Annotated in this window: 1 protein-coding gene; it reads right to left on the bottom strand. The window is 47.1% G+C overall.

Annotated elements, in window-relative coordinates; all coding sequences use genetic code 11:
* Positions 1-257, bottom strand: a 257-nt coding sequence (locus AB4512_RS21215; protein WP_372175587.1) for a hypothetical protein, incomplete at both ends; no start/stop codon positions are given.

Below are 257 nucleotides of genomic sequence, written 5' to 3'. Positions count from 1 at the left end.
CTTTTACTAGAGTTTTTTCGAAGTCTCCGTTGCCACGGAAAATGATCTCACCATCCTTGCGTTGTACAGTACCTACCCACTCACTGGTGTTTTCGTCGATAATGTGGATTTCGCCGTTAATGATCTTAACTGTCAGGTCACGCTCTTCCATTTCAGGACGGTCTTCACCGAAATCTGGAGACCAACGAGGTGTATCATCAAAGTCCATATCTGGGTGCTCTGGAGAGGCTGGGAGAGTAGGTCGTGGGCTATCAATT

The organism is Vibrio sp. 10N.222.52.B7 (assembly GCF_041474275.1).
GTDB classification, from domain to species: domain Bacteria; phylum Pseudomonadota; class Gammaproteobacteria; order Enterobacterales; family Vibrionaceae; genus Vibrio; species Vibrio crassostreae_C.
This window is presented reverse-complemented; position numbering and strand designations above follow the sequence as displayed.